The following is a 2180-nucleotide window of genomic DNA, read 5'->3' as shown; positions in this document are numbered from 1 at the left end:
ACGCGCACGTTGGTACTAATCTAAGGGATAAGCAGCAGGCTTCCGGCGCTGCGTCCAGCCTCGAGTTCAATATGGGCTTTGGCTGCGTCCTTGAGCGCGAATTCCTCGCCCGTGGCGGCGGTGATGTTCAAGCGGAAGGCATCGATCAGCGCCTCAGCGGCTTCGGCATAGAATGCCGGGTCGGCGCTTGCGGCCATCATGCTCGGGTGGGCGAGAGCGCGGTTGGGCCGTAGCTGGTCAAGCGAAATCGGCGGGATCGGCCCAGCAGCCTGGCCGAAACTCGCGGCGGTGCCGAAGGGGCGGATGCATTGGATGGTCTTGGCGAGCATGGCGCCGCCGATGCCGTCATAGCCGACATCCACGCCGCGGCTGGCGGTCAAATCCATGACTTCGCGGACGAGATCGGCATCGCGCCCGACGACCAGGTGGTCGGCGCCGTGGGAGCGGGCAAGAGTAGCCTTCGCCTTTGAGCTGACCGTACCGATCACGGTTGCGCCCAGATGTTTTGCCCAGCGGACCAGAATGGCGCCAAGGCCACCGGCTGCGGCATGGACAAGGATAGTCGTGCCCGGCTTTACGGCATATGTGCGGTTGAGCAGCATGTATGCCGTCACGCCCTTCAGCGTCGATGCCGCCGCAGTGCGCGATGCGACGCCGTCCGGCAGCTTGATCGCCCGTTCCGCCGGCAGCAGGCGCGTCGAGGCATAGGCGCCGACCGGCGCACCCGCATAAGCGACGCGGTCGCCCAAAACGAAGTTCGCGACCTCGGGGCCGATGGCCTCGACGATACCGGCGCCCTCGGCACCGAGCACGGAGGGATAGGAGGGTAGCGGGTAAATGCCCTTGCGATGGTAGATATCGAGAAAATTGACGCCGATCGCTTCGTGACGGATGCGAATTTCCTTCGGGCCAGGGGTCTGCGGGGCACGCTCCAAAACCTGTAGTTGGTCGATGCCTCCGGTAGCAGTTAGCGTGACGGCAATATCCATCCTCAGTCTCCGATTTGTTAATCCATGAAAGTGGTCCGTTCAATGAAAGAATACAGTTGGTAGCTTGATTGAAAATTCCCTATAATTTCCCAGGCAATGGGAAAAAATCGTCAATGGTTGATTGGGAAGATCTGCGCCATTTCTATGCTCTCTCTCGCCTCAGCACGCTGTCGGCCGCCGCCCGGGCGCTCGGCGTCGAGCATGCCACCGTGGCGCGGCGGGTGGCGCACCTGGAAGAAAAGATCGGCACCAAGCTCGTCGACAGGCGCGGGCGGCGCCTTTCGCTGACGGCCGAAGGTCAGCAGATTGCCACCATCGCCGCGCGCATGAGCGAAGATGCCTTGGCGATCGAGCGAGCGGCGCTGAATGCCGGCCACCGGCATGCTGGCACGGTCAGAGTGAGCGCTCCGCCTGCCTTTGCAAGTGCGGTGCTAGTCGAGCGGTTCGTTCGACTCCGGCAGCGGCATCCGGGCATCAATGTCGTCGTCATTGGCGAGACACGCTATGCCTCGCTTGGACGGCGGGAGGCGGATATCGCTGTGCGGCTGACGCGGCCGGAACAGGGCGATCTGACCATCACCAAGATCGGCGAGATCGGCTTCAACCTCTATGCTGATCCTGCCTATCTCGCCGCAACGCGCGAGCCAGATTGGACATTTGTCGGTTATGAGGAAACCATGGCTTCGTCGCCGCAGGAAAGACAACTTGCGGAGATTGTCGGCAGCCGTCGGGTCGCCATCCGGACCTCGACGCTCGAGTTTCAGCTGGCGGCGGTCAAGGCCGGTGCTGGCGTCGCCCTGCTGCCGGATTTCATGGCCGCAAATCAGAATTTGACAAAGCTGCCTTTGCCGACCCATCCGCTTACGCGCGAACTTTGGCTGGTCGTGCACACTGATATCAAGGATGTGCCGCTCATCCGCGCAGTAATGGATGAGCTTAGCGGGAAGGCAATGCCAACGTGCGAACGGGCCGGCGGGCGATAATAAAGAACTGCCATTATCGGCCATTTCGAGGAACATTTTCTCGAAGGCTTTGCTATTGAACAAGCGCCCTTTGACACCCGTCACTGACACGCCGAAGGCGAGCGGAACGGCGCAATGAGGGGATCCGCGGCCTGCCTATGGCTTGGCCGCTGATCGCTGCGGAGAGGCTAGTGGGCAGATGCTGCTTCCTCGATCAGTTTGGCAACCG

Annotated in this window: 2 protein-coding genes; one reads left to right on the top strand and one right to left on the bottom strand. The window is 61.8% G+C overall.

The window, feature by feature from the left end; genetic code table 11:
- Positions 1 to 20: 20 nt before the first annotated feature.
- On the bottom strand, positions 21 to 989 hold the full coding sequence (locus tag AAAC48_RS27405) for a quinone oxidoreductase (protein ID WP_340657221.1): 969 nt from the start codon (positions 987 to 989) through the stop codon (positions 21 to 23).
- A gap of 113 nt (positions 990 to 1102) precedes the next feature.
- Between AAAC48_RS27405 and AAAC48_RS27400 the strand changes: the two genes are divergently transcribed.
- Positions 1103 to 1972, top strand: a complete 870-nt coding sequence (locus AAAC48_RS27400; protein ID WP_340657220.1) for a LysR family transcriptional regulator — start codon at positions 1103 to 1105, stop codon at positions 1970 to 1972.
- Positions 1973 to 2180: the final 208 nt, after the last annotated feature.

This window comes from Phyllobacterium sp. (assembly GCF_037994405.1).
In the GTDB taxonomy this organism is placed as follows: domain Bacteria; phylum Pseudomonadota; class Alphaproteobacteria; order Rhizobiales; family Rhizobiaceae; genus Phyllobacterium.
The sequence above is the reverse complement of the archived record's forward strand: the minus strand, read 5'-3'. Positions and strand labels throughout refer to the sequence as shown.

What these genes read in the sequence shown, in the direction of transcription:
- AAAC48_RS27405 (WP_340657221.1), bottom strand. Translation starts at nt 989, where the DNA reads ATGGATATTGCCGTCACGCTAACTGCTACCGGAGGCATCGACCAACTA.
- AAAC48_RS27400 (WP_340657220.1), top strand. Translation starts at nt 1,103, where the DNA reads ATGGTTGATTGGGAAGATCTGCGCCATTTCTATGCTCTCTCTCGCCTC.